Raw genomic sequence first — 24,982 nt, 5'->3', positions numbered from 1 at the left:
CATCGCAAGGGAGCACGCATGGCAACCCGTGCCGTCGCCCGTCGTAAGTCCGCCACCGGCGAGACCTCCGGCTCGGCAACCAGCGTCCGCGCGAACGGCGGCGAGCTCGCCGACCGCGATCTGGTCGGCATGTACCTCGACGAGATCGCCCGGACACCACTGCTCGACGCCGCCAAGGAGGTCGAGCTGTCCCAGACCATCGAGGCGGGTGTGTTCGCGCGGCAGGTCCTCGAAGGCTACGAGGAGACCGGGGCGGACGCCACCCGTGAGGAGCTCCAGGCCCTGATCGACGAGGGCGAGCGGGCGAAGGACGTCTTCATCCGCTCCAACCTCCGCCTGGTCGTCGCGGTCGCCCGCCGCTACCCCCGCAGCGGTCTGCCGCTCCTCGACCTGATCCAGGAGGGCAACGCCGGTCTGGTCCGCGCGGTCGAGAAGTTCGACTACCGCAAGGGCTTCAAGTTCTCGACGTACGCGACCTGGTGGATCCGTCAGGCCATCACCCGCTCCATCGCCGACCAGTCGCGCACCATCCGGCTGCCCGTCCACCTGGTGGAGGAGCTGGGCCGGATCCGGCGCGTGCAGCGCGAGTTCAACCGCGAGCACGGGCGCGAGCCGGAGCCCGCCGAGATCGCGGCCGAGCTGGGCTCGAACCCGGAGCGCGTCACCGACGTGCTCGACTGGGCCCGCGACCCGGTCTCGCTGAACATGTCGGTGGACGACGAGGGCGAGACCCAGTTCGGCGACCTGCTGGAGGACACCTCGGCCGTGTCGCCCGAGCAGTCGGTGCTGACCCTGCTGCGCAGCGAGGAACTGGACGACCTCATCGGCCGCCTCGACCCGCGCACGGCCTCCATCATCAAGATGCGGTACGGCATCGACGACGGCCGCGAGCGCACGCTCACCGAAGTCGGCAAGGAGCACGGCCTCACGCGCGAGCGCATCCGCCAGATCGAGAAGCACGCGCTGCTGGAGCTGAAGAAGCTGGCCCGCGACACCGGCTTCGAGGCGGCCGCGTAACGTCGCCGGAGGTGACGGCCGGGCCGCGCGGCCCGGCCGGCGCGTGACACGGGGGCGTGACGTGGCGGGTGGGGCGTACGCCGGGTGCTGAACCCGGCGCAAACATGGCCGTACAACGCTGCTTCAACCCGCCGGGGCCGGGCAAGAGACGTTCGAGCCCTTTGTCCGGCCCGTTCGCCCGGCCCGTTTCCCCCGGGGACCGGCCTTCCGGGCAACGGCTCGCACCGCGCCCCGGTGACACAGCACACTGGACCACGTCCCGACGCACTCCCCCCGGCGCCGGGACCTCCCGAGCCGGGCTCGGCGCCCCTCCCCCCCGGGGCGCCGCAGCCCGGCTCCTTCCGCAACGGGGAGACCGGCGGCGGGCCGGAGCAGCACGGGAGAGGGCGGGGCACCCCGAACCTGAACCCCGGGGTGGCCCGCCGGATGGCAGATTCTGCCACAGCGGCATAGCCTGCCGAAGTGAGCAGCACCATTCCAGCACTTCCCGACCCCGGACCGGGGCCTTCGGGACCGACCTCCCTGACCGAGCGGCGCAAGGCCGAGACCCGCATGGAGATCGCCCGTGCGGCGGCCCGCCTCTTCGCCGGCCAGGGACTGCGGGCCACCCGGGCCGAGGACATCGCCAGGGCCGCCGGAGTCGCCCCGCGCACCTTCTACCGCTACTTCGCGGCCAAGGAGGAGGCGATCGCCCCGCTCTACGCGCTGGGCGCCGAACGCTGGGTGCACGCGGTGCGCGAGGCCCCGGCCGAACTGTCCCCGCCAGAGGCCCTGGAACACGCCGTGCGGCACACGCTGACTCCGGGTGCGGGCGTCTCGGCGTCCTCATGGGAGTGGGCGGCCACCCTCATCCGTCTGGCCGGGAGCAGTCCGGCGCTGCGCAAGGTGTGGGCGGAGGTCTGCCACGCCACGGAACGGGGGCTGGTGGAGGCGCTGGCCGCGCGGATGTCCGGCGGGGACGACAACGTTGCCGAGCGCCTCGCCGCCGCTCCCCGGCTGCACTTCGCCGGCGCCGTGGCGGGGGCCGCCGTCCGTGTCGCGGTGGAGCACTGGGCGGCGTCGTCCACCCAGGGGGCGCGCAGCCCCGTGGAGCAGGCGCTGTCGAACCTGGAAACGCTGCGGGGGTTCGACTGGGGGGACGGCCCCGCGTCACCGTGAGGGGCGCCGCCGGCCGGCTGGCCCGGTTCACCGGGAGGGGATGCCGCGGTCGCCGTGAGGGTGTGCCGTCGGCCGGTCGGTCCGCGGCACGGTGAGGGGCGCCGCCGGCAGGTCGGCCCGCGCCGCCCGAGATGGGCCGCCGGGGTTGCCGTAACGGCGCCGCCGGTCACTCGGCCCCCGCTGCCCGGCCCAGGCGTGCGCCCAGCTCCCGTACGCACTCCACCAGTGCCGTCGGCTCCCGGACCCGGAACTCCAGCCCGGTCGTCGCCAGCCGGGCCGCGATCCACTCCACGGAACCGGACACGGTCGCCCGCACCACGCACGACGCGCAGCCGTCCACCGGCTCGGGCGCTCCCATCCAGTACGGCAGCAGGGGCGCGACGGCCTCGGCCGGTGCGTGGAAGACGACGGCGATCTCATAGGAGTCGTTCCGCCGCTGCATCGAGCGCCGCAGGTATTCGGCCGCGTCCCCGGTCGGCAGTTCCCGGGGAGCGAACCGCGCCCCCGTCGCGAACGGCTCGCTCACCCGGTCGACCCGGAAGGTCCGCCAGTCGCCCCGGTCGAGGTCGTAGGCGACCAGGTACCAGCGCCGCCCCGTCGACACCAGCCGGTACGGCTCCGTCACGCGCCGCGTCTCGGTGCCGTCCGCCGCGCGGTACGCGAACCGCAGCCGTTCGTGCCCGGCCACCGTCGAGGCCATCACGGTCAGCGTCTCCGGCGCGATGCTCGGCCCGTCCCCGCTGGTCAGCGGCGTGGTCGCGGACTGGAGCGTGGTGACCCGGTGCCGCAGCCGGGAGGGCAGCACCTGTTCCAGCTTGGCCAGCGCCCGCACCGACGCCTCGTCCAGGCCCTCGACCGCGTGCCCGGCGCCGGCCCGCAGCCCGACCGCGATGGCCACCGCCTCCTCGTCGTCGAGCACGAGCGGCGGCATGGCCTTGCCCGCCACCAGCCGGTAGCCGCCGTCGGAGCCCATCGTGGCCTGTACCGGGTAGCCCAGCTCGCGCAGGCGGTCGATGTCCCGCCGGATCGTGCGCCGGGAGACCCCGAGCCGTTCGGCCAGCTCGCCGCCGGGCCATTCGCGGGGCGTCTGGAGGAGCGAGAGGAGCGTCAGCAGCCGGGCCGGGGTGTCCGTCGTCATGCGTCGAGGATGCCGCAGATCTAGGACATGATCCGGCCTACTGGCCTTCTACGTTCCTCCCATGACCTCCACGCACACCCCGGACCCGGCAGCACCCGTCCCAGCCGTCGCCCCCGCCGTGACCGGCGCGACCGGCGCGGGCGACCGGCGTCGCTGGTTCGCGCTCGCGATCGTGATGACCGCGGCGTTCATGGACCTGGTAGACGTCACCATCGTCAACATCGCCATCCCCTCGATCCAGAAGGACGAGGGCGCCTCCTTCAGCCAGATCCAGTGGATCACCGCCGGGTACGCCCTCGCCTTCGCGGCCGGTCTGATCACCGGCGGGCGGCTCGGCGACATCCACGGCCGCAAGCGGATCTTCCTCGTCGGCATCGGCGGCTTCACCCTCGCCTCGGCGCTGTGCGGCCTGGCCGCGAACCCGGAGATGCTGGTTGCCTCCCGCATCCTCCAGGGCGGCATGGCGGCGCTGATGGTGCCGCAGGTGCTGTCGATCGTGCACGCCACCTTCCCGGCGCACGAACGCGGCAAGGTCTTCGGGCTGTTCGGCGCGATCGTCGGACTCGGCGCCGTCTCCGGACCGCTGCTGGGCGCCCTGCTCACCGAGTGGAACCTCTTCGGGCTCGAATGGCGGCCGATCTTCCTCATCAACCTGCCGGTCGGCATCGCGGGCCTCGTCCTCGGCAGCCGCTTCATCACCGAGTCGAAGGCGCCGCGCGCCCTCAGGCTGGACCTGGTCGGGGTCGCGCTGGTCACCCTCGGACTGCTGATGCTGATCTACCCGCTCACCCGGGGCGAGGAGCTGGGCTGGCCGCTGTGGGGGCACCTGTCGATGGCCGGCTCGGTCGTGGTCCTCGCGGTGCTGGTGGCCTACGAGCGGCGCAAGAGCGCGCGGGACGGGTCGCCGCTGGTGGAGCTGTCGCTGTTCAAGGTGAAGAGCTTCGCGGCCGGCATCGCCGTGCAGACCGTCTTCGGGGTCGGACTCGGCGTCTTCTTCCTGGTGTGGACGCTGTACATGCAGGTGGGCCTCGGCTGGACACCGCTGCGGGCCGGGCTGACCGGCGTACCGTTCTCGATCGCCGTGTCCACGGCCGCCGGGGTGTCGGTGCAGAAGCTGGTCCCGCGCTTCGGGCGCAAGGTGCTGCAGGCGGGCGCGCTGGTGATGGCGGCCGGAGTGCTCCTCTACGTCTGGGAGTCCGGGCGCTACGGGCTCGCCATCACGTCCTGGCAGATGGCACTGCCGCTGGCCGTGATGGGCCTGGGCATGGGCCTGATCGTGGCGCCGCTGACCGACGCGGTGCTCTCCCAGGTGCCGCGCGAGCACGCCGGGGCGGCGTCGGGGCTCATCAACACCGTGCAGCAGATGGGCAACGCGCTCGGTCTCGGGCTGGTGTCGGTGGTCTTCTTCGGCGCGATGAGCGACCACCTCACGCCCGCCCGCATCGGCCCCGCCTACGTGGACGCCTTCCAGAACGCGCTGGGCTGGGTGGCCGGCGTGCTGGGCGTCATCTTCCTGCTGATGTTCGCGCTGCCCGCGCGACCGGCCCAGCACGTGGAAGGGGCCGGGGCGCAGGAGACGGCGGAGGAGAAGGAGTCCGCGCTGGTCTGAGGACCAGGACCAGTACCAGTGCCCAGAAGCAGTACCCAGAAGCAATATGAGGACGGGACGAGACAGGGCGGGGCGGGGCGGGCCGGGCGCGGGGGCGCCGGGTCCGCCCCTCGTCGTGCCGTAACCATGCCCGTTCATGCCTGCTTGTGTCTGGGTGTTTCTGTTTCTTGTTTACATTCCGGACAACCGGGCGTAGCCTCCGAGAGAAATCACAGGTTCGGGCACGGTCGGAGGTGAACGGTCATGTACGCACCGGAGCGGCAGCAGGAAATCCTCCGGCTCGCCCGGGACAGCGGCCGGGTGGACGTGGTGTCGCTGGCCGAGGAGTTCCAGGTGACGGCCGAGACCATCCGCCGCGACCTCAAGACGCTCGACCGGGCCGGTCTGCTCCGCCGGGTGCACGGTGGCGCGATCCCGGCCGGGCGGCTCGACTTCGAACCGGACCTCGCCGAGCGCGAGTCCACGGCCGCCGACGAGAAGGACCGCATCGCCAAGGCGGCCCTCGCGGAACTCCCGGTGGAGGGCACGCTGATCCTCGACGCCGGGTCCACGGTGGCCCGCATGGCCGCGGCGATCCCGCCGGAGGCCTCGCTGACCGTGGTCACCCACAGCCTGCCCATCGCGGCCCGCCTCGCCGACCACCCCGGCATCCAGCTCCACATCGTCGGAGGGCGCGTGCGGCACCGTACGCGCGCCGCCGTGGACGCCTGGGCGCTGCGCGCCTACGGCGAGATCCGCGCCGACGTGGCGGTGGTGGCGGCCAACGGCTTCTCCGTCGAGCACGGCCTGACCACGCCCGACCTCGCCGAGGCCGCCGTCAAGCGCGCCGCCCTGACCGCCGCACGGCGCGTGGTGCTGCTCGCCGACTCCTCCAAGTACGCGCAGGAGCACTTCGCCCGCTTCGGTGCCCTGGGCGACGTGGACCTGCTCATCACCGACAACGGACTGACCCCCGAGGACGCGGGCGACATCGAGCGCGCCGGCACGGAAGTAGTACGCGCATGATCCTGACCGTCACCCCCAACCCGTCGCTGGACCGCACCTACGAGGTGCCGTCCCTCGACCGCGGCGAGGTCGTCCGCGCCACCGGCGAGCGGGTCGACCCCGGCGGCAAGGGCGTGAACGTCTCGCGCGCGGTGACCGCCGCCGGGCAGCGCACCGTCGCGGTGCTGCCGCTGGGCGGGGCACCGGGCGCTCTCGTCGCCGACCTGCTCGACGCGCAGGGCATCGAGGTCGCGCCGGTGCCGATCACCGGGCCCACCCGCTCCAACATCGCGCTCGCCGAGTCCGACGGCGTCCTGACGAAGATCAACGCGCCGGGCCCCGAACTCTCCCCGGCGGAGAGCAAACTCCTCCTGGAGACCGTACGGCGCCAGTCGTCCGGCGCGGACTGGATCGCCTGCTGCGGCAGCCTGCCCCGCGGCCTCGCCCCGTCCTGGTACGCCGACCTGGTCGCCCGCGCGCACGCCGCCGGTGTCCGCATCGCCCTGGACACCTCCGGGCCCGCCCTGCTCCGGGCGCTGCGCGAGCGCCCCGACGTGGTCAAGCCGAACGCCGAGGAACTGGCCGAGGCCGTCGGGCGTCCGCTGGTCACGGTCGGCGACGCCGTGAAGGCCGCCGAGGAACTGCGGGAGCTGGGCGCCGGGGCCGTGCTCGCCAGCCTGGGCGCCGACGGTCAGCTGCTCGTGGACGACGCGGGCACCTGGTACGGCACCGCCCGCGTGGCCGCCGTACGCAGCAACGTCGGCGCCGGGGACTCCTCCCTCGCCGGGTTCCTCGTCGCCGGCGGTGCCGGTCCCGGCGCCCTCGCCTCCGCCGTCGCGCACGGCGCCGCCGCCGTCCAGCTGCCCGGCAGCGTGATGCCGACGCCGCACGACCTGGACCCGGCCGCCGTGACCGTCACGGCCGAGGTGCCCGTGGACCGCGTCCTGGGGGAGCCGGCGTCATGACTCCCCGCCCCGCGCACGGCTCCCTCCCCGGGGCCGTCCCCAGCCCCCACCGCAGTGCCCCCGTCCCCCTCCCCGCCCCTCACCCCACGTTCCGGGCGATACGCGAGCTAAGGAGCCCGCGATGAGCGACATGATCACCGCGGACCTGGTCGACCTCGACCTGTCCGCCGACACCAAGGAAGCGGCGGCGCGTGCCCTCGCGCAGCGGATGGTCGCCCTCGGCCGGGTGACCGACCTGGAAGGCTTCCTCGCCGACGTGGCCGCCCGGGAGGCGCAGATGCCCACCGGCCTCGACGGCGGCATCGGCATCCCGCACTGCCGCAGCGAGCACGTCACCGAGCCCACGCTCGCCTTCGGGCGCAGCGCGGCCGGCGTCGACTTCGGGGCGACGGACGGGCCGGCCGACCTGATCTTCCTGATCGCCGCCCCGGCGGGCGCCGACGACGCCCATCTGACGATCCTCTCCTCGCTGGCCCGGCAGCTGATGAACGCCGAGTTCACCGCCGCGCTGCGCTCGGTGGACGACGCGGCGGGCGCCGCCGCGCTGATCCGCGGGGAGGAGGCGACACCGGGCGAGGACACCACGGACACCACCGGCACTACGGACACCACCGGCACTACGGACACCACCGGCGCCACGGGCACCACCGGGGAGACCGGTGAGGCCGGGGCCACCGCGGACACCGGCGCGGTCTCGGCGGCGGCCTCCGCCGAGGCCGCCCCGGGCAGCTCCGGCGAGGGCGGCGGCGGGTCCGAGCGCCCCTTCCGTATCGTCGCCGTCACCTCCTGCCCCACCGGCATCGCGCACACCTACATGGCCGCCGAGTCGCTGGAGAACGCGGGCCGCGAGGCGGGCGTCGACCTCGTCGTCGAGACCCAGGGCTCGGCCGGGTTCACCCGGCTCGACCCGGCGGTGATCGAGGCGGCGGACGGCGTGATCTTCGCCCACGACGTGCCCGTGCGCGACAAGGAACGCTTCGCCGGGAAGGCCACCGTCGACACCGGCGTCAAGGCCGCCATCAACCGGCCGGGCGAGCTGATCGGCGAGGTCCGCGACAGGGCCGCCCGCGGCGAGGTCACCTCCGCCGCTCCGGGCGCGACGCCCGTCGAGCGCGGCGGCGAGTCCGGCGAGGGCTACGGCACCAAGCTGCGCAAGTGGCTCATGTCCGGCGTCAGTTACATGGTCCCGTTCGTCGCCGCGGGCGGTCTGCTGATCGCCCTGGGCTTCGCGATCGGCGGCTACGAGATCAACAAGGCGCCCTCCGTGATGGACCACTTCGTGTGGACCCAGGCGGACAGCTGGGCGGCGCTGCTGTTCCAGATCGGCGGCGTGGCCTTCGCCTTCCTCGTCCCGGTGCTGGCCGGCTACATCGCCTACGGCATGGCGGACCGGCCGGGCCTGGTCCCCGGCTTCGTCGGCGGTTCGATCGCGCTCACCATCAACGCGGGCTTCCTCGGCGGTCTGGCGGCCGGTCTGATCTCCGGTGCGGTGGTGCTGGCGATCCAGCGGGTACCCATACCGAAGTCGCTGCGCGGCATCATGCCGGTGGTGGTGATCCCGCTGATCTCGGCGGCGGTCGTCGGGTTCCTGATGTTCGTGGTGATCGGCAAGCCCATCGCCTCCGCTCAGTCCGGGATGACCGACTGGCTGAACGGTCTGTCCGGCGCCAACGCCGTCCTGCTCGGCGCGCTGCTCGGCCTGATGATGTGCTTCGACCTCGGCGGCCCGGTCAACAAGGTCGCCTACACCTTCGCCACCGCGGGCATCGCGGTCGCCAGCCCCAGCGACTCGGCCATGAAGATCATGGCGGCGGTCATGGCGGCCGGCATGGTCCCGCCGCTGGCGATGGCCCTGGCCACGACCGTGCGCGGCCGGCTCTTCAACGCCGCCGAGCGCGAGAACGGCAAGGCCGCCTGGGTCCTCGGCGCCTCCTTCATCTCCGAGGGCGCGATCCCGTTCGCCGCGGCCGACCCGCTGCGCGTCATCCCGTCCTCGATGGTGGGCGGCGCGGTCACCGGCGCCCTGTCGATGGCCTTCGGCGCGACGCTGCGCGCCCCGCACGGCGGCATCTTCGTGGTCCCGCTGATCGGCAACCCGCTGCTCTACCTGGTCGCCGTCGCGGCCGGTGTCTGTGTCACCACGGCCCTGGTGATCGTCCTCAAGGGGCTGCGCAAGCCGGTGTCGGGAGCGGCGGCCCAAGGACCGGGCGGCGCGGGCCCGTCGGCCCCGACGGAGGGCGCGAAGCAGCCGGTGGCCGCGTAAGGAGCGCCCCGGCGGGCCGAAGGGGAGCGGGGCGCGCTACGGCGACACCTGTTGTGCCGCGCGCCGCTCCATCGCCCGGCGGGCGGTGTCCTCGCTCTCGTAGACCTCGCACATGTGCCGGCCGTCCGGCGTGGCCGTGTGCTCGACCTCCCAGAGGGAGACCTCCACGCCGTCGCGCAGCAGGAACGCGTGCTCGTAGAGCGAGAAGCCGATCCGGGCGCGTCCCGCCCGGCCGGGGCCGCCGAAGGCCTGGGCGATCTGGTGCCCGCACGCCGTCGCCAGCAGGGCGGCGAGGTCGGCGCCCGGGCGGTCCGCGTTCTCCGCGCGGCGCAGCAGCCGGCGGGCATGGTCCGCCGAGGCGTCCGGGACGTACGCGTGACGCGGCGTGGGGACGGGCGACAGCTGCACCTGCACCGGCAGTTCGAAGTCCGGCGTGTCGGGCGGCAGAGCCAGCCGGGAGCCCGCGGTGCGCAGCTCCTCCTCGTCCACGTAGACCTCGTGCTGCGGTTCGCTGCCCGGGGCGGTGTTGTGGACCAGCTCCCAGAGGGTGAGCGCCGAACCGTCGGCGAGCAGCCAGGTGTGGCGGTACGTCTCCCGGTGCAGTCCCGCGCTGTGGTGCGCGGAGTGCAGTGAACCGTCGTGCGCCAGCGCGCAGTCCAGCCGCCGCAGGGTCTCGTCGGGCAGCTCGAATGAGTTCAGCGCGCGTCCGAGCAGCCGCATGAGGTGCTCCTCCGGAGACTCGGGCGACTCGGGTGGTTCGTACGCTGCCGTCTCGTACGGAACGCTCAAGGTTTCTCCCGGCGTTGCTGCATGTCACCTTGTGGGTGCATACCGTAGCCCCTCGGTCGGACATCATGTCCGGGAACCGAGAAAACGTACGCACGAAAAACGCGGGGGCCGCGCGAAAAGTTTCCGCGCGGCCCGACGAACCGTCAAAACTTCCTGCTCACAGGCTGATCAGCCGGTGCTTTGGGTGGTCCACTCGCTCCACGGCATGTTCCAGCCGTTGAGGCCGTTGTCCGGCGCGACCGTGTCGTCCGGGGAGTTCTCGACGATGACGACGTCCCCGACGAGCGAGTTGTCGAAGAACCACTTGCGGCCGCCGGTGGGGTTCCTGCGGGCCGCCCGGAACGCCGACGCGTGACAAAACCCGGACAATCGCAACGCGGACGGGTCAACTGGCCCTGGACGGCCGCCCGTACAGCTCCCCGTACGACGGCCAGGCCCCGCCGGGGCCGTCCACCGGCCCGGCGGCCCGGACCGCGCGGACGATCGCGCGCGTCACCACGTCCGCGCCCGCCGCCAGCACCTCGTTCAGCGCGAGCGGCTGCCCGGCGTCGAGCGGACGCACCCCGGTCGCCAGGGCGAACACCGTGTCACCGTCGCTGAGCAGGTGCACCGGCCGCACGGCACGCGCGATGCCGTCGTGCGCGGTGCCGGCCAGCTTCTGCGCCTGCGCCTTGGACAGGCCGGCGTCGGTGGCGACCACGGCGAGCGTGGTGTTCAGCGGCGGCGGCGCGTTCCTCGCCGCGACCTCGGCCAGGCGCCGCCCCGCGGCCTCGTGGACGTCCGGCGCCGGGTACTCCACCCGACCGCCCCGGAACAACTCCCCGTAGAGCACCCCCGTTTCCGGATCCGTCACCGATCCCGCCGCGTTGGCCACCACCAGCGCCGCCACCGTGATCCCCGAGTCCAGCACGGTGCTCGCGGTGCCCACCCCGCCCTTCAACGTGCCGACGACAGCCCCGGTACCGGCCCCGACACACCCCTCGGCCACCTCGGCGCCCGGCGTACTCGCGTGGGCCGCCTCCGCCGCCGCGTACCCGGTCGCCGCGTCCGGCCTGGCCCGGAAGTCGCCCCCACGGCCCAGGTCGAAGACGCAGGCCGCGGGCACCACCGGCACCACGTGCGCCGGGTCGGGACCGACCCGCACCCCGCGTCTCCGCTCCTCCAGCCAGGCCATCACCCCCGAGGCCGCGTCGAGCCCGTAGGCGCTGCCGCCGGTCAGCACCACCGCCTGCACCTTCTGCACCAGGTTGCGCGGATCGAGGGCGTCGGTCTCCTTGGTGCCGGGGCCGCCGCCGCGCACATCCACACCGGCGACCGCCCCGCCCTCCGGCGCGAGCACCACCGTCGTCCCCGTGAGCCACCCGTCCCCGGCCCGCGTCGCATGCCCCACCAGCAGACCGGCGACGTCCGTCAATGCGTCAACTGTCATACGGCCAGTCTCGTCCAGCCACCCGCGCCGGCCCGGGAGCCGGCGTGCACCTGAGCGTGCCTCAGGCGGCCGGCGCCGTCGTCCGCCGCCGCTCCCGTTCGGTCCGCCGCGCGGTCAGCGTCACCCCCGCGGCCACGGCCAGCGCCAGCACGATCCCCGCCACGAGCACCGCCTCGCCGCCCAGGAAGGTGCAGGCGAGCACCAGCAGCGCGGCCGTCGGCAGCACGAGCTGCTCAGCGACGCCCACCTTGAAGTGCCGGGCGTGCAGCGCCCACACCGTGAGCAGGAAGACCGCCGTCGGCAGGGTCACCGCGAAGGAGGCCGCGAGCGCCGAGATGTGCGCCTTGCCCACGGCATGCTCCACCGCCACCTCCAGCCCCGCCCCGATCGCCGCCGCCGAGGAGAACACCAGGTAGTGGCCGTAGCCCCAGAGGAAGGACTGCCTGTTGGACCGCAGGTGGCTGTGGACGGGGACCACGAAGTAGATCCACCAGGCCGCGAAGACGATCAGCAGCCCGCCCGCGGCGATCGGCAGCACCTCGCCCAGCGCGTCGTTCTCCTCGATGCCCGACTTCACCGCCACCGTGGCCGCGGCGACGGTCTCGCCGAGGACGATGATCGTGAGCAGCCCGTACCGCTCGGAGATGTGGTGCGGGTGCCAGTTCGACGGATGCCTGCGCTCGGCGAACGCCGGCACGCACAGCTCCAGCACCACCATCACCAGGAACAGCCAGCCCCGGCCGCCCTCCGGCAGGAACAGCAGCCCCAGCCAGCCGACCTGGCAGAGCAGCACGCCGGCCGCGTATCTCCGCGCCATGGTGCTCTCCGGCGGTGCCGCGGACCGGCCCGCCCTGAGCCACTGCGCCGCCATGGCCACCCGCATGATCAGGTAGCCGATGACGACGGCCGCCCAGTCGTGGTCCTCGAAGGCCCGGGAGACCCCCGCCGCCAGGACCAGCACACCGGCGATCTGGACGAGCGTGACGACCCGGTACAGGACGTCGTCGTTGTCGTACGCCGAGGCGAACCACGTGAAGTTCATCCACGCCCACCAGATGGCGAAGAAGACCATCGCGTAGTTGAGGACGCCCTGCCCGGCATGCCCCCCGGCGACGGAGTGCACCAGTTGCACGCCGGCCTGGGCGATGGCGACGACGAAGCACAGGTCGAAGAGGAGCTCGAGCGGCGTGGCGGCGCGGTGCGCCTCGTGCCGGTGGCGTGCCATCAGGCGGCGCACCGGAGGGTGGTCGTCCGGTGGTGGTCCGGAGGGCGCGGTCGCGGAGGAGGGACTGGACATCATGGCTCCCAGCACAGCAGAGACGGCACGGAAGTGCTTGCGGACCAGCCCGTCCGCCGGGGTGAGCGGGGCGCGGGGGACGCCGTCCACGGGGCGAGCCGTACCCTGGAAGCATGAGTACCACCCCCGACCCCGAGCCTCGGGCGCCCAGGCCCGCGCTGGTCTTCGACGACCCGCTGGACCAGCAGACCTCGGACGACACCGACCGCGGCTGGGGCGAGCGCCCCGAGGGCGACAGCGCGGCCGACCTGAAGCGCTTCCTCGACGAGAAGCCGCCCCACCACCTCTGAGCGGCGGGCGCGAGCCCTAGGAGCGGTCGTGCCCCGAGCCGCGCTGGGCGATCAGCGCGTCGCGGATCTCCTTGAGCACCTCCAGCTCGGAGACCTCGATGACCTCCTCGGCGCTCTCCTTGGCCTTGCGGCGTGCCTCCTGCCGGGCCAGGTACTTCGACATGGGCAGCACCATCAGGAAGTAGACGACGGCCGCCGTGATCAGGAACGTGAGGGTGGCCCCCAGCACCGAGCCCCAGAGAATCCGCACACCCGTCGCGCTGTCGCCGGTCCCTTCGCACGGGCCCTTCAGACACGAGCTGTAACTGTCCAGGCTCTGCGTGCCGAACGCCCCGACCAGCGGGTTGATGACCCCCTCCACCACCGAGTTGACGATCTTGGTGAAGGCGGCGCCGATGACGACGGCCACCGCCAGGTCGATGACGTTGCCGCGCATCAGGAAGGCCTTGAAGCCCTGCCAGACGCTCGGCTCGCTCTTCTCGCTCACGGTGGGAGCACTCCTCGCTTGAACAGGTGTAGGAACCAAACGCTCCGAAACCTACGGCAGCGTTGGGCCGTCCTGTCCAATCCGGTCCCTCGAACGAGGGACTTGACCGGCTCAGCACAAGGTCACCGCCAACCGTGCCGTGGTAGCCGCGCCGACCAGCCGATGGGCGGTGGCACGCGGCACCGAGACCACGACCAGCGCTCCACCCGCCGCCGAGCCCTCCACGGGCTCGGGCACCTTCGCCACCCGCACACCGCGCGCGAGCACGGAGGCGTCACCCGCACCGCCGTCCCCGGCCGCGACGACGTCGACGCGGTCGCCCGGCCTGAGCAGCCGCACCGTGGCCGCGTCGGCGATCCGCACCGGCGCCGCCACGAGCCGGGTGCCGTGCCGCTCGGCCACCGGATGCCCACGCGCCCGCCGCGTCTCCTGCTCGCCGGTGACCGGACGCGGGCCCGCGGCCACCAGCGCCGCGGCGGTGACGGCGAGCCCGACGGCGAGGGCTCGTCGCCGGTGACGCACGAGCCGGTGCAGCCGCCGGCGCCCGCCGCGCACCCGCACCGGGGCGAAGTGCGGCACCTCGCAGGTGGGCGGCGCTTCAGTCCCGGCCGGGAGCGGGGGAGGGAACGAGCCGGCGGAGGAGAGGCCGGCGTTGGGGAGGAGGGGGGTGGAAGGAGGGAGAGAGGGAGAGGGCAGGGCGGGACGGAACACGGTGACCACCACCTGTGACGAGGAACCGGCTTGCGCTCCCACGATGGGGCTTTTCACCGGATCCCGCCGAAGCCCGTGGACCACCGACGGGTTGTGGACAACTCCCTCACCGGAACGGGTTGTTCCAGTACCTCGGCCTGTTCCGGTAGCTCGGCCTGTTCCAGTACGTCGGCTGGTGCCAGTACGTCGGCCTGTTCCGGTGCCCCGGCGCCTCGCCCCGCACCCCCCTACGGCAGCGCGATCCCCGGATCCATCCCGCCCAGCGCCGCCCCGCACGGGCAGTCCCGCTCCCCGGTCGCCGGCAGCGCGGCCACCGCGTCGAACAGGACGCCCCGCAGCCGGTCCACGTTCGCCGCGAACACCCGCAGCACCTCCTCGTGCGAGACGCCTTCGCCGCTCTCCGCACCGGCGTCGAGGTCGGTCACGAGGGTCAGCGAGGTGTAGCAGAGCTCCAGTTCACGGGCGAGTGCCGCCTCCGGGTGGCCGGTCATGCCCACCACCGACCAGCCCTGCGCCCGGTGCCACAGGGACTCCGCCCGGGTCCCGAAGCGTGGCCCCTCGACCACGACCAGGGTGCCGCCGTCCACCGGCTCCCACTCCCGTCCCCTGGCCGCCTTCAGCGCGGCGGCCCGCCCGGTGGGGCAGTACGGGTCGGCCAGCGACACGTGCACCACGTTGGGCACCGTGCCGTCGGGTGTGGGCAGCCCGTCGAAGTAGGTGGACGGGCGGGACTTCGTGCGGTCGACGAACTGGTCCGGCACCAGCAGTGTGCCCGGCCCGTACTCGGGGCGCAGACCGCCGACCGCACACGGGCCGAAGACCTGGCGGGCGCCCACCGAGCGCAGCGCCCACAGGTTGGCGCGGTAGTTGATCCGGTGCGGCGGCAGATGGTGGCCGCGGCCGTGCCGGGGGAGGAAGGCGACCCGCCGGCCGGCGACCTCGCCGACGAAGAGGGAGTCGCTGGGCGGCCCGTACGGGGTGTCCACGCGGACCTCGGTCACGTCGTCGAGGAACGAGTAGAACCCGGAGCCCCCGATCACGCCGATCTCGGCCCGCACATCCGCGGCCTGCCCGTTCCCGGCCTTCACCTTGTTCGCCATGCCCGCACCCTAACCGCCTCGGCCAACGCCGCGGACCCCGTCGTCGGACGACGACAGGGTCCCGTAAGAACTGGTGCCGGGCGGCGGGTGGGGCAGGGGGCTACGCGGCGGTGGTGCCCGCGGAGGAGCTGCCCGAGCCCGACGAGCCGGAGCCTGAGGAGGACGACGACGAGGACGAGCCCGAGCCCGAGTCCGAGGACGACGAAGCCGAGGACGACGCCTTCGAGGACGACGGCGCGGGCGAGCTGCTCGACGAGCTGCCGCGGCTGTCGTTGCGGTAGAAGCCGGAGCCCTTGAAGACGATGCCGACGGCCGAGAACACCTTCTTCAGGCGGCCCTGGCAGTTCGGGCACTCGGTAAGGGCGTCGTCGGTGAACTTCTGCACCGCCTCGAGGCCCTCGCCGCACTCGGTGCACTGGTACTGGTACGTCGGCACTGTCTTCCTCCTGGCACTCTCACTCGATGAGTGCTAACGACGGTCCATAGTGACCTATTCCGCGGGATCAGTCCACTGTGGCGGGCGCGCGGTGACCGACACCACGTGCGACCGTACGGCCCTGGGACCGGGTCGCCAGCCGCGAGCGCAGCGTCACCAGGACCGCCAGCGCGAGGACCGTGCCGCCCATCGGCACCAGGAATCCGGCGCCGTCCCGGAACCGGTCCTCCAGCTGTCCCGCGACGGTCACGGCGGCCGCCTGGCCCAGTGCGACGGCGCCGGTCAGCCAGGTGAAGGCCTCGGTGCGGGCCCCGGCCGGGACCAGGCCCTCGACCAGGGTGTAGCCGGTGACGATGGCGGGCGCGATGCACATGCCGACGAGCAGGCCGAGGCCGGCCAGCACGAGCACCGAGTGCGCGGCCCACAGGCCGGACGCGGTCAGCGCGAGGGCGGTGTAGCCGACCAGGAGGCGCTGCTGCGGGGCCACCTTCCAGGCGATGGCGCCGCAGGCCAGGCCGGAGATCATGTTGCCCGCCGCGAAGACGCCGTACAGGACGCCGTTCAGGCCGGGCTCGCCGATCGACTCCGTGAAGGCGGCCAGCGACACCTGCATGCCGCCGAAGACGGAACCGATGCCCAGGAAGACGACGATCAGCACCCGCACGCCGGGGACCCGCAGCGCGGAAACGTGCTCCGCGCGCGCGTGCTCGCCGTCGGTGCCGCCGACGGTCGGCTGGGTGCTCTTCTGCGCGGCGAACAGCAGACCGCCCACCAGGGTGAGCGCGGCCTCCGTGACCAGGCCGGCCGCGGGGTCGACGGCCGTGCACAGGGCGGTCGCCACCAGGGGACCGAGGACGAAGGTCAGCTCGTCGGTGACGGACTCGAAGGCGGCCGCCGTGCTCAGCAGGGGGGAGTCCTTGAGCTTCACGGCCCAGCGGGCCCGCACCATCGGCCCGACCTGCGGCACCGAGGCGCCGGTGGGCACGGCCGCCAGGAACAGCGCCCACAGGGGCGCGTCGGCGAGCGCGAGGACGGTCAGGGTGAGGCCGGAGGCCGCGTGCACGAGCACCCCGGGCAGCAGGACGGCGCGCTGCCCGTAGCGGTCGGCGAGCCGGCCGCTGTAGGGGGCGAACAGGGCCATGGAGACGCCGGTGACGGCCGCGGCGGCGCCCGCGACGCCGTAGGAGCCAGTGGTGTGCTGCACCAGCAGCACGATGGAGAGGGTCAGCATCGCGAACGGCTGGCGTGCCGCGAAGCCGGGGAGCAGGAACGTCCAGACGCCGCGGGTGCGCAGCAGCTGCCCGTATCCCGGACGGGTGACCGTGGATGCCACGGCCCGTGCCTTTCTGCCGCCTGGTAGCGCGGTCCCGCCGCCTCGTGGTGGTCGTCGTGCGGGAGCGCCGAGAGCTGTCCACTTGCGCGGACTGCGGTAGATGCCGGAGCCCGCGTTGACGAGGGGGCGATCCGACCGCCATACGGTCGCGCCAGCTCTGCATCAGACAGAGGTGGTTCGATCAGGTGCGGCCTTCATCGTACAGGGGGTGGGAGGGGTGCGGCCTGTGAAAGGCGGCACCCCTCCCGTGCTCACCTGCGATTGCGGCGGGCGCTCCCCGTCCCCCCGGTGCCCAGCCAGCCGGCCAGCTTGCCGCCGTGGCCGACCGCGCGCAGCCGCGCCTCGGCCGCGTCCCGGACCGGGTCGGTGGCGACCACCAGGAGTTCGTCCCCGCGGCGCAGCCCCGTGGTGGGCAGCGGCACGAAGGACGTCCCGTCGCGGACGACCAGCGTGACGGCGGACCCGGTGGGCAGCCGCAGTTCGTTGACCTCGACGCCGTGCATCTTCGAGCCCTCGGGGATCGTCACCGACAGCAGGTGCCCGCGCAGCCGCTCCAGTGGCGCCGACTCGATGCCGAGGTCGGCGGCCTCGTCGCCCTTGCCCAGGCGCAGCAAGCGGGCCAGCCACGGCAGCGTCGGCCCCTGGACCAGGGTGTAGACGACGACCAGCACGAAGACGATGTTGAAGATCCGTTGACTGCCGGTGACGCCCTCGACCATGGGGATCGTCGCCAGGATGATGGGCACCGCGCCGCGCAGCCCCGCCCACGACATCAGGGCCTGCTCCTGCCACGGCACCCGGAAGGGCGTCAGGCACAGCACGACGCTCAGCGGACGCGCGACCATGGTGAGTACCAGGCCGATGACGAGGGCGGGCAGGATGTCGTCGCCCAGTTCGTGCGGGGTGACCAGCAGGCCCAGCAGGACGAACATGCCGATCTGGGCGAGCCAGCCGAGCCCGTCGGCGAACCCGCGGGTGGCGGGCCAGTGCGGCAGCCGCGCGTTGCCCATGACCATGGAGGCGAGGTAGACGGCCAGGAAGCCGCTGCCGTGGGCCATGGCACCGGCCGCGTAGGCCGCGACGGCGATCGACAGGACGGCGATGGGGTAGAGGCCGGAGGCGGGCAGCGCGACGTGCTTCAGTCCCCAGGAACCCAGCCAGCCCACCGCGAGCCCGATGGCCGCGCCGATGGCCAGCTCCAGGGCGATCTCGCCGAGCAGCACGTACCAGTGCTCGATCGGGCCGGCCGTGGAGAAGGCCACCACGAGGATGACCACGGGGGCGTCGTTGAAGCCGGACTCGGCCTCCAACGTGCCCGTTATCCGCTTCGGCAGCGGGATCCGGCGCAGGACCGAGAAGACGGCCGCGGCGTCCGTGGAGGAGACCACGGCACCGACGATGAGTGCCTGCCGCCACTCCAGCCCCGTCAGGTAGTGCGCGCCCGCCGCGGTCACGCCGACGCTCACCGCGACTCCGGCCAGGGCCAGCGCGGAGGCGGCCGGTAGCGCCGGTTTCGCCTCCTTCCACTTCGTGCCGAGGCCGCCCTCGGCCAGGATCACGACGAGGGCCCCGTAACCGATCACCTGGACCAGTTCGGCGTTGTCGAACTTGATGTGGCCGATGCCGTCCTGGCCCATGGCGATGCCGATGGCCAGGTAGACGAGCAGGCTGGGGAGCCCGCTGCGCGAGGAGATCCGGACCGCCGCCACGGCGATGAGCAGGACGAGCGAGCAGACGAGCAGGAGCTGGTTGAGGTGGTGGACAGTCAGCGGCCGTTCCCTTCCCTGGCGCACAGCACGGATCACAGCGTGGGCGAACGCGCCCGCGTCGTGCGCGAGCCGCACCTCCATGGCACACGAATCCGCCGTGCTGCGTGGGCAACTACTTCGTTACCTTACCTAACTCTTGACGCTTTCTTGACGCTCGGGTTGGCAAGATCGAACGCCCGTGCGTCCCGGTACCCGACTCCGCGTCAAGGCGTCGCCGGGTCTGCGCCTACAGTTGCTCCAGCGCTCGGCGCTCAGCGCTCGGCCTCCGTACGAAGCACAGCCCGCCCCTGCCGCTCGTGTTAGGACAGCAAGGACAGCGATGCCCCCCACCACAACCGCCTCCCCGGGTCAGCGGTCCGGCACGTCCGGCAGGAAGAAGGGGCGCAAGGGCCGGCTGCTCGTGCTCGTTCTGGTCCTGGCCCTCATCGGCGGCCTCGCCTACGGGGCGTACTGGTCGATCAGCACCGTCCGCGCGTCCTTCCCGCAGACCAAGGGCTCGATCACGCTGGACGGCCTGTCGGGTCCGGTCGACGTCAAGCGCGACGGGTACGGCATCCCGCAGGTCTACGCCTCCTCCGAGGAGGACCTGTTCATGGCCCAGGGCTACGTCCAGGCGCAGGACCGGTTCTACGAGATGGACGTCCGCCGGCACATGACCGCCGGGCGCCTGTCGGAGATGTTCGGCAAGGGCCAGATCGACAACGACGAGTTCCTGCGCACCCTGGGCTGGCACCGGGTGGCGAAGAAGGAGTACGACGAGAAGCTGTCGGACTCCACGAAGAAGTACCTCCAGGCGTACTCGAAGGGCGTCAACGCCTACTTGAAGGGCAAGGACGGCGCGGACATCTCCCTGGAGTACGCCGCCCTCGGGTTCACCAACGACTACCGGCCCGAGGAGTGGACCCCGGTCGACTCGGTGGCCTGGCTGAAGGCGATGGCCTGGGACCTGCGCGGCAACATGCAGGACGAGGTCGACCGCGCCCTGATGACCAGCCGCCTCGGCCCCAAGCAGATCGCCGACCTCTACCCGGCGTACCCGTACGACCGCAACAAGGCGATCGTCCAGGAGGGCCAGTACGACGAGCTCAACCAGACGTTCGACGGCGGCGACGGCGGTTCGTCGGGCAGCGGCGAGGGCGACGGCACGGGGACCGGGACCGGCACGGGTACGGGCACCGGCACGGGCACAGGTACGGGAACCGGCACCGGCACCGGCTCCGGAAACGCCCTCCAGGGGCAACTGGCGGGCCTCCAGGAGGTCCTGGACGACGTCCCCACCGCAGTCGGCGTGAACGGCAACGGCATCGGCTCCAACTCATGGGTCGTCTCCGGCAAGCACACCATCACCGGCAAGCCGCTGCTGGCCAACGACCCGCACCTGTCGCCGTCCCTGCCGTCCGTCTGGTACCAGATGGGCCTGCACTGCCGCACCGTCTCCGCCAAGTGCCAGTACGACGTGGCCGGATACACCTTCGCGGGCATGCCCGGCGTGGTCATCGGCCACAACCAGGAGATCGCCTGGGGCCTGACCAACTCCGGCGCCGACGTCACCGACCTCTACCTGGAGAAGATCACCGGCGAGGGCTACCAGTACGACGGCAAGGTGGTCCCCTTCGAGACGCGCGAGGAGACCATCAAGGTCGCCGGCGGCGACTCCAAGAAGATCGTCGTCCGCGAGACCAACAACGGCCCCCTGCTCTCCGACCGCGACGACGAGCTGGTGAAGACCGGCAAGAAGGCCACCGTCGGCAGCGCCGCCCCCGACCGCGGCGACGGCTACGGCGTCGCCCTGCGCTGGACCGCGCTGGAGGCGGGCACCACCATGGACTCCGTCTTCGCGATCGACCGGGCGCAGAACTGGGACGACTTCCGCGAGGCCGCCACCCTGTTCGACGTGCCCTCGCAGAACCTGGTCTACGCCGACAGCGAGCACATCGGCTACACGCTGCCCGGCCGGATCCCGGTGCGCGCCGAGGGTCACGACGGCTCGGTCCCGGCGCCGGGCTGGAGCTCCAAGTACCGCTGGACCGGCGAGTACATCGACCAGGACGAGCTGCCCTACGAGTACGACCCGGAGCGCGGCTACATCGTGACCGCCAACCAGGCCGCCGTCGACGAGGACGACTACCCGTACACGCTCACCACGGACTGGGGCTACGGCGCCCGCAGCCAGCGCATCACCTCCCTGATCGAGCAGAAGATCAAGGACGGCGGAAAGATCTCCACCGACGACATGCGCCAGATGCAGCTGGACAACAGCAGCGAGATGGCCAAGCTGCTCGTGCCCCAGCTGCTGAAGATCGACATCGACGACAAGGACGTCCGCGAGGCGCAGAAGCTGCTGGAGGGCTGGGACTACACCCAGGACGCCGACTCGGCGGCCGCCGCCTACTTCAACGCCGTCTGGCGCAACGTCCTCAAGCTCGCCTTCGGCAACAAGCTGCCCAAGGAGCTGCGGGTCGAGGGCCAGTGCCTGTGGGTCGACCCGGTCAACACCACGGGCCCCGCGGACGAGACCAACAAGGTCCGCGAGTGCGGCCAGCGCGACGCCGGCCAGGCGCAGCCGGACGGCGGCGACCGCTGGTTCGAGGTGGTCCGCACGCTGATGGAGAAGCCGAAGAGCGACTGGTGGACGACGCCGGCCTCCGGCACCCGCAAGGGCGCCGACCACAACCGCGACGACCTGTTCAAGCGCGCCATGATCGACGCCCGCTGGGAGCTGACGGCCAAGCTCGGCAAGGACATCGACACCTGGAACTGGGGCCGGCTGCACCGCCTGTTCCTGAAGAACCAGACCCTGGGCACCGAGGGCCCCGGCTTCCTGAAGTACGCCCTCAACCGCGGCCCCTGGAAGCTCAGCGGCGGCGAGGCGGCGGTCAACGCCTCCGGCTGGAACGCGGCCGGCGGCTACGGGGTGATCTGGGTGCCGTCCATGCGGATGGTGGTCAACCTCGGCGACCTCGACAAGTCCCGCTGGATCAACCTCACCGGCGCCTCCGGACACGCCTACAGCGCCCACTACACCGACCAGACCGACAAGTGGGCCAACGGCGAACTGCTGCCGTGGTCCTTCTCGAAGAAGGCGGTCGACGAGAGCACGAGCGACACGCTGGTGCTCAAGCCGTAGCCCCGCGCCCGTCGCACGAGAACGGCCTCCACGCGTGCGTGGAGGCCGTTTCCCGTGCGCCCCTGCGTCAGCGGAACCTGCGCACCCCCGACGGCGTCACCACCGCGTCCACCGGCCGGTCGTGGGCCTCCGCGGGGACGCGCGCGACGACCTCCCGGTCGTACAGCAGCACCAGCAGCGCGGGCCGCGCCCCCGCGGCCTCCAGACGTGCGAGCACCCGGTCGTACGACCCGCCGCCGCGCCCGAGCCGCAGGCCGCGGCCGTCCACCGCCACCCCCGGCAGCAGCACGACGTCGGCCCGCGTCACCGCGTCCGGCCCCAGACGCTCACCGGCGGGCTCGGACAGCTCCATCCGCCCGCCGTGCCGCACGCGCGCGAGGGAGCCCTCCCCGGCGTACTCGCCCCAGTCCAGGTCGTTGTCCGGCAGCAGTGCGGGCAGCAGGACGCGCACACCCCGCGCGCGCAGCGCGTCCAGGAGCGCGAGGGTGCCCGGCTCGGCGCCCATGGAGACGTACGCCGCCACCGTGCGCGCCCCCGCAACCTCCGGCAGCCCGAGCGCCCGCACGGCCAGCTCCTCGGCGGCTTCCCGCACGTCATCCGGCGTCAACCTGCTTCTCGCCGTGAGGAAATCCCGCCGCAACGTCCGCTTGTCAGGTTCGTCCGCAGGGCCGGTCTGAGACATGGGTGACTCCTGTCCCGCATTCATGCGCTCATATGAGCGCGAAGGGCTTCGAGTCACAGATTCTCCCTATAGGCACCGGATAGGGTGGCGCGCATGACTCAGTCCCACCCCAGGATCAGCAAGGCTGTCATCCCAGCAGCCGGTCTCGGTACCCGGTTCCTGCCGGCCACCAAGGCCACTCCCAAGGAGATGCTGCCGGTCGTCGACAAGCCGGCGATCCAGTACGTGGTCGAAGAGGCCGTGGCCGCGGGCCTCGGCGACGTCCTCATGGTCACGGGCCGCAACAAGCGCCCCCTGGAGGACCACTTCGACCGCAATTACGAACTGGAGTCCGCCCTCCAGAAGAAGGGCGACGCGGGTCGCCTGGCCAAGGTCCAGGAATCCAGCGACCTCGCGATGATGCACTACGTCCGCCAGGGCGACCCCAAGGGCCTCGGCCACGCCGTGCTGTGCGCCGCCCCGCACGTCGGCCACGAGCCCTTCGCGGTCCTGCTCGGCGACGACCTGATCGACCCGCGCGACCCGCTGCTCCAGCGCATGATCGACGTCCAGGAGCAGTACGGCGGCAGCGTGATCGCCCTCATGGAGGTCGCGCCGGAGCAGATCCACCTCTACGGCTGCGCCTCCGTCGCCCCGACCGGCGACGGCGACGTCGTCAAGGTGACCGGGCTGGTCGAGAAGCCCGACGCGGCCGACGCCCCCTCCAACTACGCCATCATCGGCCGCTACGTCCTCGACCCGCGCATCTTCGACATACTGCGCAAGACCGAGCCCGGCCGCGGCGGCGAGATCCAGATCACCGACGCCCTCCAGCAGCTGGCGGCGGACGAGAAGGCCGGCGGCCCGGTGCACGGCGTCGTCTTCAAGGGCCGCCGCTATGACACCGGCGACCGCGGCGACTACCTGCGTGCCATTGTCAGACTCGCATGCGAACGTGAAGACCTGGGCCCGGACTTCCGGACCTGGCTCCGCAGTTACGTAGCCGAGGAGATGCAGGGACGTTGAGCAGCAGCGCGCACCGTGACACCGGTCACGACCACGCCACCGCGGACCCCGGTCCGGACCGGCCGTGGTCGGTCCAGGAGCACCTGGACGACGTCCTCGCCACCGTCCGCCCCCTGGACCCCATCGAGCTGAACCTGCTCGACGCCCAGGGCTGCGTCCTGGTCGACGACATCACGGTGCCGCTGTCCCTGCCGCCGTTCGACAACAGCTCCATGGACGGGTACGCGGTGCGGGTCACCGACGTCGCGGGCGCCAGCGAGGAGTTCCCCGCCGTCCTGGAGGTCGTCGGCGACGTCGCCGCCGGCCAGGCCGAGGCGCCGTCCGTGGGCCCCGGCCAGGCCGCCCGCATCATGACCGGCGCCCCGCTTCCGCCCGGCGCCGAGGCCGTCGTCCCCGTCGAGTGGACCGACGGCGGGCTCGGCGAGGGCCCCGCGACCGGGATGCGGGCCCGCAGCCTGGCTCCCGAGGGCGCCGAGGGCCACGTCCACGTCTACCGGCCGGCCGAGGAGCGCGCGCACGTGCGCGCCAGGGGCAGCGACGTCCGCTCGGGAGACCGCGCCCTGACGGCCGGCACCGTGCTCGGGCCGCCCCAGATCGGCCTGCTCGCCGCGATCGGCCGGGGCACCGTACGGGTGCGCCCGCGCCCGCGCGTGGTGGTGCTCTCCACCGGCAGCGAACTGGTCCAGCCCGACGAACAGCTGGCGTCCGGTCAGATCTACGACTCCAACAGCTTCGCCCTCACCGCGGCCGCCCGCGACGCCGGCGCCATCGCCTACCGCGTGGGCGCCGTCGCCGACGACGCGGAGACCCTGCGGTCCACCATCGAGGACCAACTGGTGCGCGCCGACCTGATGGTCACCACCGGCGGCGTGAGCGTCGGCGCGTACGACGTGGTCAAGGAGGCGCTGGCGCACGTCGGCGACGAGGACGAGCCGGGCGGCGGCGTGGACTTCCGCAAGCTCGCCATGCAGCCCGGCAAGCCCCAGGGCTTCGGTTCCGTCGGCCCCGACCACACCCCGCTGCTCGCGCTGCCCGGCAACCCGGTGTCGTCGTACGTCTCCTTCGAGCTGTTCGTGCGCCCCGCGATCCGCACCCTCATGGGCCTGCCCGACGTGCACCGTCCGACGGTCACCGCGTCCCTGGCCGCGGACAAGGCGCTGACCTCGCCGAAGGGCCGCCGGCAGTTCCTGCGGGGCAGCCACGCCGACGGATCGGTCGCGCCGGTCGGCGGCTCCGGCTCCCACCTCGTGGCCGCCCTGGCACAGGCGAACGCGCTGATCGTCGTCCCCGAGGACACCGAGTCCGTCGAGCCCGGCGCCGAGGTCGAGGTGGTCCTGCTCGGCTGACCGGTCCCCGATGGCGGTACCGTGTCGCGCACAACAGGCCCACGCGC

General features: G+C 72.7%; 22 protein-coding genes. 10 read left to right on the top strand and 12 right to left on the bottom strand.

Annotation, left to right across the window (positions count from 1 at the left end; all coding sequences use genetic code 11):
• The first annotated feature begins 18 nt into the window (after positions 1 to 18).
• Positions 19 to 1,017, top strand: a complete 999-nt coding sequence (locus ACIQFU_RS24395; RefSeq protein WP_402554281.1) for an RNA polymerase sigma factor RpoD/SigA — start codon at positions 19 to 21, stop codon at positions 1,015 to 1,017.
• Positions 1,018 to 1,479: 462 nt separating this feature from the next.
• The gene (locus ACIQFU_RS24390) at positions 1,480 to 2,175 is read left to right on the top strand and encodes a TetR/AcrR family transcriptional regulator (RefSeq protein ID WP_402554280.1); all 696 of its coding nucleotides are present in this window, start codon (positions 1,480 to 1,482) and stop codon (positions 2,173 to 2,175) included.
• A gap of 166 nt (positions 2,176 to 2,341) precedes the next feature.
• Here ACIQFU_RS24390 and ACIQFU_RS24385 read toward each other — a convergent pair whose 3' ends face one another.
• A complete protein-coding gene (locus tag ACIQFU_RS24385; RefSeq protein ID WP_402554279.1) occupies positions 2,342 to 3,313 on the bottom strand; it encodes a helix-turn-helix transcriptional regulator in 972 nt (323 codons plus the stop codon).
• A gap of 61 nt (positions 3,314 to 3,374) precedes the next feature.
• On the opposite strand from ACIQFU_RS24385, the gene ACIQFU_RS24380 reads away from it, so the two are divergent.
• The 4 genes from ACIQFU_RS24380 (at position 3,375) to ACIQFU_RS24365 (ending at position 9,134) form a co-directional block, all read left to right on the top strand.
• Complete coding sequence (locus ACIQFU_RS24380; RefSeq protein ID WP_402554278.1) at positions 3,375 to 4,922, top strand: MFS transporter; 1,548 nt, start codon at positions 3,375 to 3,377, stop codon at positions 4,920 to 4,922.
• 243 nt (positions 4,923 to 5,165) lie between these two features.
• A complete protein-coding gene (locus ACIQFU_RS24375; RefSeq protein ID WP_402554277.1) occupies positions 5,166 to 5,927 on the top strand; it encodes a DeoR/GlpR family DNA-binding transcription regulator in 762 nt (253 codons plus the stop codon).
• A complete protein-coding gene (gene pfkB / locus ACIQFU_RS24370; protein ID WP_402554276.1) occupies positions 5,924 to 6,871 on the top strand; it encodes a 1-phosphofructokinase in 948 nt (315 codons plus the stop codon). Before ACIQFU_RS24375 ends, pfkB begins: the two co-directional genes overlap by 4 nt.
• A 121-nt stretch (positions 6,872 to 6,992) precedes the next feature.
• Positions 6,993 to 9,134 (top strand): fructose-specific PTS transporter subunit EIIC, encoded by a 2,142-nt coding sequence (locus ACIQFU_RS24365; protein WP_402554275.1) that lies wholly within the window; start codon positions 6,993 to 6,995, stop codon positions 9,132 to 9,134.
• A gap of 36 nt (positions 9,135 to 9,170) precedes the next feature.
• Here the strand turns inward: ACIQFU_RS24365 and ACIQFU_RS24360 are convergent, their stop codons facing one another.
• From ACIQFU_RS24360 to ACIQFU_RS24345, 4 genes are all read right to left on the bottom strand, one after another.
• The gene (locus ACIQFU_RS24360; RefSeq protein ID WP_402554274.1) at positions 9,171 to 9,923 is read right to left on the bottom strand and encodes a DUF6227 family protein; all 753 of its coding nucleotides are present in this window, start codon (positions 9,921 to 9,923) and stop codon (positions 9,171 to 9,173) included.
• Positions 9,924 to 10,091: 168 nt separating this feature from the next.
• The gene (locus ACIQFU_RS24355) at positions 10,092 to 10,298 is read right to left on the bottom strand and encodes a hypothetical protein (RefSeq protein ID WP_402554296.1); all 207 of its coding nucleotides are present in this window, start codon (positions 10,296 to 10,298) and stop codon (positions 10,092 to 10,094) included.
• A gap of 10 nt (positions 10,299 to 10,308) precedes the next feature.
• Positions 10,309 to 11,352, bottom strand: coding sequence for a P1 family peptidase (locus tag ACIQFU_RS24350; RefSeq protein ID WP_402554273.1), 1,044 nt, complete (start codon positions 11,350 to 11,352; stop codon positions 10,309 to 10,311).
• A gap of 61 nt (positions 11,353 to 11,413) precedes the next feature.
• A complete protein-coding gene (locus ACIQFU_RS24345) occupies positions 11,414 to 12,649 on the bottom strand; it encodes a low temperature requirement protein A (protein ID WP_402554293.1) in 1,236 nt (411 codons plus the stop codon).
• 113 nt (positions 12,650 to 12,762) lie between these two features.
• Here ACIQFU_RS24345 and ACIQFU_RS24340 point away from each other — a divergent pair, with 113 nt between their 5' ends.
• The gene (locus ACIQFU_RS24340; RefSeq protein ID WP_402554272.1) at positions 12,763 to 12,939 is read left to right on the top strand and encodes a hypothetical protein; all 177 of its coding nucleotides are present in this window, start codon (positions 12,763 to 12,765) and stop codon (positions 12,937 to 12,939) included.
• Between the two features lie 16 nt (positions 12,940 to 12,955).
• Here the strand turns inward: ACIQFU_RS24340 and mscL are convergent, their stop codons facing one another.
• The 6 genes from mscL to ACIQFU_RS24310 all read right to left on the bottom strand — a co-directional run bounded on the left by mscL (position 12,956) and on the right by ACIQFU_RS24310 (position 18,856).
• Positions 12,956 to 13,426 carry a large conductance mechanosensitive channel protein MscL gene (mscL, locus tag ACIQFU_RS24335; protein WP_402554271.1) on the bottom strand — a complete coding sequence of 157 codons (471 nt, stop codon included), beginning with the start codon at positions 13,424 to 13,426 and terminating at the stop codon, positions 12,956 to 12,958.
• Between the two features lie 111 nt (positions 13,427 to 13,537).
• Complete coding sequence (locus ACIQFU_RS24330) at positions 13,538 to 14,005, bottom strand: hypothetical protein (protein WP_402554270.1); 468 nt, start codon at positions 14,003 to 14,005, stop codon at positions 13,538 to 13,540.
• Positions 14,006 to 14,364: 359 nt separating this feature from the next.
• Positions 14,365 to 15,237, bottom strand: a complete 873-nt coding sequence (locus ACIQFU_RS24325) for an S-methyl-5'-thioadenosine phosphorylase (RefSeq protein ID WP_402554269.1) — start codon at positions 15,235 to 15,237, stop codon at positions 14,365 to 14,367.
• Positions 15,238 to 15,337: 100 nt separating this feature from the next.
• Complete coding sequence (locus ACIQFU_RS24320) at positions 15,338 to 15,673, bottom strand: FmdB family zinc ribbon protein (RefSeq protein WP_402554268.1); 336 nt, start codon at positions 15,671 to 15,673, stop codon at positions 15,338 to 15,340.
• Positions 15,674 to 15,740: 67 nt separating this feature from the next.
• The gene (locus ACIQFU_RS24315; RefSeq protein WP_402554267.1) at positions 15,741 to 17,006 is read right to left on the bottom strand and encodes an MFS transporter; all 1,266 of its coding nucleotides are present in this window, start codon (positions 17,004 to 17,006) and stop codon (positions 15,741 to 15,743) included.
• A 251-nt stretch (positions 17,007 to 17,257) separates the two neighbouring features.
• Positions 17,258 to 18,856 (bottom strand): potassium/proton antiporter, encoded by a 1,599-nt coding sequence (locus ACIQFU_RS24310; RefSeq protein ID WP_402554266.1) that lies wholly within the window; start codon positions 18,854 to 18,856, stop codon positions 17,258 to 17,260.
• Positions 18,857 to 19,094: 238 nt separating this feature from the next.
• Between ACIQFU_RS24310 and ACIQFU_RS24305 the strand changes: the two genes are divergently transcribed.
• Positions 19,095 to 21,902 (top strand): penicillin acylase family protein, encoded by a 2,808-nt coding sequence (locus ACIQFU_RS24305; protein ID WP_402554265.1) that lies wholly within the window; start codon positions 19,095 to 19,097, stop codon positions 21,900 to 21,902.
• A 67-nt stretch (positions 21,903 to 21,969) separates the two neighbouring features.
• Here ACIQFU_RS24305 and ACIQFU_RS24300 read toward each other — a convergent pair whose 3' ends face one another.
• Complete coding sequence (locus ACIQFU_RS24300; RefSeq protein ID WP_402554264.1) at positions 21,970 to 22,584, bottom strand: 5-formyltetrahydrofolate cyclo-ligase; 615 nt, start codon at positions 22,582 to 22,584, stop codon at positions 21,970 to 21,972.
• Positions 22,585 to 22,677: 93 nt separating this feature from the next.
• Between ACIQFU_RS24300 and galU the strand changes: the two genes are divergently transcribed.
• Positions 22,678 to 23,589: a UTP--glucose-1-phosphate uridylyltransferase GalU gene (gene galU / locus ACIQFU_RS24295; protein WP_402554263.1), complete on the top strand. Its 912-nt coding sequence runs from the start codon at positions 22,678 to 22,680 to the stop codon at positions 23,587 to 23,589.
• Positions 23,586 to 24,935, top strand: a complete 1,350-nt coding sequence (glp, locus tag ACIQFU_RS24290; RefSeq protein ID WP_402554262.1) for a gephyrin-like molybdotransferase Glp — start codon at positions 23,586 to 23,588, stop codon at positions 24,933 to 24,935. The genes galU and glp overlap by 4 nt, the downstream gene beginning before the upstream one ends.
• The last annotated feature ends 47 nt before the right edge of the window (positions 24,936 to 24,982 follow it).

This window comes from Streptomyces sp. NPDC093065 (genome assembly GCF_044754585.1).
GTDB lineage: Bacteria > Actinomycetota > Actinomycetes > Streptomycetales > Streptomycetaceae > Streptomyces.
The sequence above is the reverse complement of the archived record's forward strand: the minus strand, read 5'-3'. Positions and strand labels throughout refer to the sequence as shown.